General features: G+C 43.8%; 5 protein-coding genes and 1 pseudogene. 2 read left to right on the top strand and 4 right to left on the bottom strand.

Features of this window, described 5'->3' with window-relative positions:
- Nucleotides 1-159 precede the first annotated feature (159 nt).
- From secF to FKQ60_RS16795, 4 genes are all read right to left on the bottom strand, one after another.
- Nucleotides 160-1,062, bottom strand: coding sequence for a protein translocase subunit SecF (secF, locus tag FKQ60_RS16810; RefSeq protein WP_170906790.1), 903 nt, complete (start codon nucleotides 1,060-1,062; stop codon nucleotides 160-162).
- Between the two features lie 2 nt (nucleotides 1,063-1,064).
- The gene (secD, locus tag FKQ60_RS16805; protein WP_170906789.1) at nucleotides 1,065-2,897 is read right to left on the bottom strand and encodes a protein translocase subunit SecD; all 1,833 of its coding nucleotides are present in this window, start codon (nucleotides 2,895-2,897) and stop codon (nucleotides 1,065-1,067) included.
- A gap of 66 nt (nucleotides 2,898-2,963) precedes the next feature.
- Complete coding sequence (locus FKQ60_RS16800) at nucleotides 2,964-3,440, bottom strand: hypothetical protein (protein ID WP_170906788.1); 477 nt, start codon at nucleotides 3,438-3,440, stop codon at nucleotides 2,964-2,966.
- A 126-nt stretch (nucleotides 3,441-3,566) separates the two neighbouring features.
- Complete coding sequence (locus FKQ60_RS16795) at nucleotides 3,567-4,235, bottom strand: hypothetical protein (protein ID WP_170906787.1); 669 nt, start codon at nucleotides 4,233-4,235, stop codon at nucleotides 3,567-3,569.
- A gap of 637 nt (nucleotides 4,236-4,872) precedes the next feature.
- On the opposite strand from FKQ60_RS16795, the pseudogene FKQ60_RS16790 reads away from it, so the two are divergent.
- Both FKQ60_RS16790 and glgC read left to right on the top strand, forming a co-directional pair.
- Nucleotides 4,873-5,832: pseudogene (locus FKQ60_RS16790) on the top strand (sensor domain-containing diguanylate cyclase); the annotation flags it as partial.
- 392 nt (nucleotides 5,833-6,224) lie between these two features.
- Nucleotides 6,225-7,439, top strand: a complete 1,215-nt coding sequence (gene glgC, locus FKQ60_RS16785; RefSeq protein ID WP_170906785.1) for a glucose-1-phosphate adenylyltransferase — start codon at nucleotides 6,225-6,227, stop codon at nucleotides 7,437-7,439.
- The last annotated feature ends 144 nt before the right edge of the window (nucleotides 7,440-7,583 follow it).

Here is a 7,583-nt window from a genome sequence, read left to right as displayed (position 1 = left end):
GTTTAACTCTCGCAGTTGCCAGACCGCAAGAGTGTTTTAACAAATTGAAAGGGGCTTTATAACTGACTTATAGCTGAAAGCTTTACGGAACCCCCAGCCTAGCTGGGGGTTTTCTCTATACAAAAAACCCCCTTGAGATTATCAAGGGGGTTCCGATGTTTAAGGCGCCATATCAACTTCAACTGGCAGATAATGCTTGGACTCTAAATGTAGCCATTCAGGGAGCACGGTACCGATGGAAATGGATGACCACGTGCCAGAAATAATCCCGATAAACATGGCAATAGCAAAGCCTTGTAATGGTTCGCCGCCCATTAACCAAAGAGCAGATACTGTCATTAATGAAGTCCCTGAAGTCACCATCGTGCGAGAGAAGGTTGCGATCACCGCTTGATCATTGATCTCTGCCAGCGGTGCTTTGGGTTTGGCAACCAGTAGTTCACGAATCCGATCGGAAATAATGATCGAGTCATTCAGTGAATACCCTAAGATTGCTAAGGTGGCGGCAAAAACGGTTAAGTTGAACTCCATTTGCGTCACCGCAAAAAAACCGAGCACTAAGATCACATCATGCAATAGCGCCAGTAAGGCACCACTCGCCAACCGCCACTCAAAACGAAACGAAAGGTAGCCTAATATACATAAGATACAGATCAATAATGCTAAGCCACCTTGATCGATCAATTCCTCACCAACTTGTGAGCCGACCATGCTATTACTCACCACTTCAATCTGAGATGAAATGGTGTTCAGTAACGTCTCTATTTCTGGAGCACTTTGCTGCTCTTCTACTAACGGGTAACGAATGACCCAGCGCCCTTCTTCACCAGACTGAATCACACTGATAGAATCGCCCAGCTCCGGCTTGAGAACGTTCAACACTTGATCGTGAGTTAATGATTTATCCACTCTGACTTCAGTTACCATTCCGCCAGTGAAATCCAGTCCCATATTAAGACCACGAATCGCAAAAGCCGCTAATGCCAACAGGGTTAAAGCAATCGAAACGATATTGGTAATGTGTCGAATCTGTCGAATATGTTGTTTTAGATAAGTCACCATCGTTATATCCTCACATCTCGGCGACTATCACGTCCCCAGATCAAATTAATTAATGCCCGCGATGCAAATACACCGGTAAACATACTGGTGATCAAACCTAATCCCAGCGTTAATGCAAAGCCTTGAATCGGTCCATTACCAATCGAATACAACACAATCGCAGTAATCATCGTGGTAACGTTGGCATCCAAGATGGTGCTAAACGCACTGCTAAAGCCTTTATCAATCGCTTGGGCAAAACTACGCCCTTCATTTAACTTATCGCGAATTCGTTCAAAGATAAGTACGTTGGTATCCACCGCCATACCGACCGTCAACACCAAGCCAGCGATCCCCGGTAAGGTTAATACTGCCCCCGGTAACAGAGCAATTAAACCAAATAAACAGACCATATTGATCAGTAGAGCCGCGTTCGCCACCCAGCCTAAACGGCGATACCATAACGCCATAAAGGTTAACGTTAATGCCATGCCCAATGCCAAGGCAGCAAAACCGTTTTCAATATTTTCTGCCCCGAGTGATGCACCGATGGTTCTTTCTTCGACAATCGTCACTGGAGCCGTGAGTGAGCCGGCTCTCAATAATAGCGCTAATTGTTGAGCATCTTGATTCGAGCCTGCGCCGGTAATTCTAAACTGACTACCCAATTGCGATTGAATAGTCGCCACACTGATCACGCGTTCGCTGCGCTCCGTCTCTCCATTAGCATTGGTTTTGTACTCTCGATACACGGTCGCCATGGGTTTGCCAATGTGCTTGGCCGAGAAGTCACTCATTACTTTGCCACCTGCGTGGTCAAGCGAGATATTGACTTCAGAAAGGCCCATTTTGTCCATACCAGCGCGAGCATTAACGATATGATCACCCGTTAAAACTGGACGTTTATGCAAGATCACTAACTGACCATTATTGTCTTTCAGTTCTAAATCATCACGGCCAGCTATACCGCTGGTATTGACTTCATAAAACGCTAAGCTTGCCGTTGCACCAATGACGTTTTTCGCTTGCGCAGGATCTTGTACCCCAGGTAACTCAATACGAATACTATGTTCACCCTGACGCTGAACTAAAGCTTCGGTAATGCCAAGTTCTTCAATACGATCTCGCATGATTTTCAAGTTTTGCTGGATAGTCGCTGATTGAAAATCCAACTTATTTTGCTTACTGGGTTGCACTGTCAGTTGATCAGAAGACGACTTCACCTCCCAACCTTGATAATTTTCTTTGACAAACTGACTAATTTTATTGAGTGAGGCTCGTGAGTTGACGGAGACTAAAAAGCCATCATTACCTTCATGCTCAATTTTCACACCGCGAATGTGTTGATTAACGAGCATCTCTTTTATTTCATCAGTAATGCCATCTCGTTGCTCTTGAAACGCCTTATCGACATCGACATTAAGCAAAAACTGTACGCCACCGCGTAAATCCAAACCGAACTTAATTGGAGTAAATCCCATTTGTGTGAACCAAGGTGGAGCGACTGAAACGTAAGAAAAAGTTAAACTTTCTCCTTCTTGCACGAGATTATCTAAAAGTTTACGCGCTTGAGTTTGCTCTGTTTCGGTTTTAAAAACCAACGTGGTGTGGTTATTTTCCTGACGGATTTCTTGTGCATTAATTCCCTGCTTTTGCAGCAGTTGATTAACGGTTACTACATTATTTAAAGGGCTGTCTTTTTGATTAGACTCAATTTGAATTGATGGTTGTTCACCATACCAAGTAGGAATAGCACTTAAACCAAGTAAGACAACGGTTATAACCAATACCACGTATTTCCATGTCGCATAGCGATTCATAATACGCGCTGGCGTTTTAGCGGTTTTTCTCTGCATAACTCTCTCCTCGGGCATAGCCGAGTTAAAAAACTAAAATTGTGACATTGTCACGTAAAAGGGAGATTAAGCAGAAAGGAAATGGCTATTTAATGCCACGTACATCGCGTTGGTCTCTTTCCAGCCAGAAAGACGATGTGAGGCATGAAAATGCTGATAGGGAATGGAAATCCAAGTTTGGGCAGCATAGCTCTCTGCATCGATAGAACGAGGCAGAGCGTCATTTCCTTCAAGATGAGGAAAATCAAAGCCATTATCGAGAGGTAAGTTGATCTCGGTAAGCTGCAAGCGAGGCGGATTAAGAATGGCTTGGGCAATACTTTTCGCCAACGTGTCACTGGTTGGCACCGAATCGACATCGATCGGACTCTCTTGCGAATCAAACTCAAATGGATTTTGTACGCTGTATGAAGCTGCATCTAACACAGAATGGTTGAGAGTAATACTTGAGGTAGGGTAATTTTCCGCGCACGCCAATGCTTGCGAAGGCAATAACAACGCAAGAAAAGCTAGCCAGAAAAAATACGTTATACGTTCAAGCATGATCAGTTCATTCTTAATAGGACAGCTCAGTGTAGAACTGAGTGAAGTGTGACTCAAGTAAAATTTTCGTCAGATATAACTAATGCCTCTATCGCTAATCCTAAACCGTAGATCGCGTCCTCATGATTATTGATAAAAAATCGTTCCAGTTTGTGCATTAAGATAAATTTTATTCGCTTGGTTTAAACCACCACAATAGACAAAATAAACGTCCTCAGACCGATAACGAACGGATCGCACCCATCCCCCAAGCTCTTTAAAATCACCGGGCACACAGGTTTTGTCATTCAAGAGTCGATCGGTGGTTTGAATAAACATGGTTTGAAAAATCTCTAAATCATCCGAGTTCATAATATAACTCAGCACAGTTTCTCGGCGCTCTTCAGGTGTGATCACGGGTGGATCAACCACCAATCCATCCAACGGAATCCACTCTGCTACCTCAGGGCCCCCTTCTTCATAGACGTAAAAAGGCGTTAACCTCCCCCAACCCTGTTGTTTTTCATACAAAAACACCGGTTCGCCACGATAAAGTAACCGATGGACAAATCCATCTCTATCAGGTTGCTCGCGCACACCAAGCGTAGGTTCATTGACGTAATAGTCCATGATCTCTGGCATAACAAAAGCAGGATCACTGGGCTCATGCTCTTCAGATATTGGTATTTCAGGCGTCAAACGTTGATTTAAAGCCTCTAATCGTTCTTGCTCTGGCTTGTAATAAAATAGGTAATAGCCAGCACCCGCACACGCTAAACCAAAAATGAGAAGCAGCAGCATAAGTACTTTCTTCATAATCGTTAACTCCTCATTCTCTCTTTTACTAAAGGTTTTCTTGTTAGCCAATACTCAGTTTACATTGTAAATTTTCATTTTTCCTGATTACCGCATATGCACCAATGTTGAGCGAGCGCACGAACTCAACATATTGGAAGTAATCTCTCGCTTTAAAGGTCTATAATCATGGCTTAATAATCATTATAAGTTAATCATGTCATCGTCACAGGCTAAATATCTCGCTCAATTTTTGATTGTATTGTGCATACTCGGGTGTGTACCTTTTCTCTATTTCGCTCACGAGCTTGCAAAGCTCGATCATCACACTGCACAACTCCCTAACGCAGAATCAACCATCGCGGTCGATACCTCGCAATTTACGGTTTTAAATCATCATGGCGACGCCGTGCTTCATTTATCATCGGCATCCACACACGACGCCAACGATCCTATTGCCGATTTACCGCAACAATCGCCAGCCCTCTGGCAATCGATTCAACAGCAAGCTCAGGGCTTATTGCTTTATCAAGGCCGTCACTATCATTTTATGCAACTACCACTGCCAGAGACGGAGATAACAGAGACAAGCTTATTGATTTTTAACAGCCATGATCCACAAACCGTCGAGCAACAACGCACCGCGAAACGTCACGATCTACTTGTGCAAGCCATCAGCGTCTTCTTGCTGCTTAGTCTGGTGACCGGAAGCGGTGTGGTTTGGAATATCACTCACCAGAAAAATAGCCTTGAAAGTAAATTAGCTTTAGCGGCGATGAACGGTATGTCTGCGATTGTGATTACTGACAGACAAAATCGGATCATTAAAGTCAATCAAGAGTTTACCCGTTTAAGTGGCTACCGTTTAGAAGAAGTGCAAGGCAAGCAGCCGTCGATATTTGCCTCAGGCAAACACAATCAACAATTTTATGTTGATATGTGGAAATCGCTACAAGAAGACGGCTTTTGGGAAGGTGAAGTGATCAATAAGCGCAAAGATGGTTCACAGCTAACAGAAATCCTCCGAATTCAAACCATTTTGGATGATCAAGAGGTCATTCAATACTACGTTGCTTCATTTGTCGATATCACTCAACACAAAGCGTTAGAAAATAAACTGCGTGAACAAAGTGAGAAAGATGCTTTAACGGGGATTTGGAATCGTCGTAAATTTGACCAACAAATTCGCCTTGAATGTCATCGTGTTAAACGTTATCCAGAGCACGAGCACTCTTGTCTCGCCATTTTAGATATTGATCACTTTAAACGAATTAATGATCAGTTTGGCCATAGTCATGGCGATTATGTTATTCAATCTGTCGCTGAAACGCTACGTGATGGTCTGCGTGAATCGGATTTTTTAGCACGTATTGGTGGCGAGGAATTTGCGATAATTTTACCCCATACCCCTATCGAGGAAGCGCAAGCGGTGATTGAGCGATTACGAATCAAAGTGTATCAACTTCACGCCCAAAATGTTTCGATTAGCGCTGGGATCAGTGACATCATGGGGTCGGAGCAAGAGACTTATCAACGAGCAGATAAAGCCCTGTATGAATCGAAAGCCACGGGGCGCAATCAAGTTTCCATATTACTCAGCCAAGAAATGGCAAACTAAGTATATGATCACTCAGCCTCTCACCCATTTAGTGCACATGCACGATACTGGTGCAAAAACAAGCAGCATGAACCGACGTCTTGTCGTGCTGGGGCGTTAATAATGACGTTTTTTACTCTGTGAACCGGCTCGAAAGCCATACGACGAGGACGGTAATCAACCAATTAGTGACTGTTTTTTGTCTACGAGCCATTTGCATGATCGTTGCACAACTATAGCCTAGCCTGAATAGAGCCAACGATAGTGAATGCATAGTAACGTTACTTGATGTGAACAAGAATGCCGTCACGTCAAGCGGCCAAGAGAATATGACTAGCGTTTCACTATTTTGGCCCAATATTTGTACTATTCTGTATACAATCGTCGATTGCACAATAATAGGGAGACAAAAGATGCAAGATACCTTAACCGTCGTTTTAGCTGGAGGAATGGGTTCACGCTTATCTCCCCTGACCGATGACAGAGCAAAACCCGCCGTTCCGTTTGGCGGTAAATATCGCATTATTGATTTTACTCTCACCAATTGCTTACATTCGGGTCTACGGCGTATTTTGGTACTCACGCAATATAAATCCCACTCCTTACAAAAACATTTACGCGATGGTTGGTCGATTTTTAATCCAGAATTGGGGGAATTTATTACCGTCGTCCCTCCTCAGATGCGTAAAGGTGGCAAATGGTACGAAGGCACGGCCGATGCACTGTTCCATAATATGTGGTTATTATCGCGCAGTGATGCAAAGTATGTTGTCGTGCTTTCTGGCGATCATATTTATCGTATGGACTACGCCGCGATGCTGGAAGAACATATTGAAAATCAAGCAGAATTGACGATTGCCTGCATGGAAGTGGCTCGTCAAGATGCCTCAGCATTTGGTGTTATGGCGATTGATGAAGCGCAACGAATTTGTTCTTTTGTAGAAAAACCAAATGACCCACCTACTCTGCCCAATAATCCCGATCGCAGTTTGGCATCAATGGGCATCTATATTTTTACTATGGAAACACTAAGACAAGCACTGTTTGAAGACGCAGAGCTTGAGCACTCAAGCCACGATTTTGGTAAAGATATTATCCCCAAACTGATTCCCTCGGGTCGCGTGTTTGCTTATCAATTTGCCAATGAAAAAGGGCGAGTTGCCAAAGACTGTTACTGGCGGGATGTCGGTACCATTGATTCGTTTTATGAAGCCAATATGGATCTGCTTGAGCCTGTCCCACCAATGAATCTTTATCAGAAAAACTGGGCGATCCGCACTTATGAGCCTCAACTGCCTCCTGCGCGTACCGTCTCGTCAGCCACGGGTAATGAAGGTATTTTTATTAACTCGATTATTGCCAATGGCGTCATCAATTCCGGCGGTTCAGTACAACACTCTATTGTCTCATCCAGCGTCAGAATCAATGATGGGGCAACGATTGTCGATAGTATTCTCTTTGATGATGTGGAAGTCGGCGAAGGCTGCCAGTTAGTCGGATGTATTATCGATAAACACGTCAAAATTCCGCCTTATACCAAAATTGGTGTCGATCGCGCTGCTGATTTACAACGCTTTACCTTATCGGAAAAAGGCATCGTTGTCGTGCCGGAAAGTTACCAGTTTTAAAGCCTCGACTGTGAATCACCTGAACTCTGGATAAGAAACTGAGCTGGCAGAGGAACTAATTGCTCGTTCCCCGATCTGATCATTCGACCAAAAGGAACAGATACCTCCAAGGAAAGAGCATGGACAAATTAATTGAAACCTTCT

The organism is Vibrio sp. A11 (genome assembly GCF_013048705.1).
Classification (GTDB): Bacteria; Pseudomonadota; Gammaproteobacteria; order Enterobacterales; family Vibrionaceae; genus Vibrio; species Vibrio metschnikovii.
The sequence above is the reverse complement of the archived record's forward strand: the minus strand, read 5'-3'. Positions and strand labels throughout refer to the sequence as shown.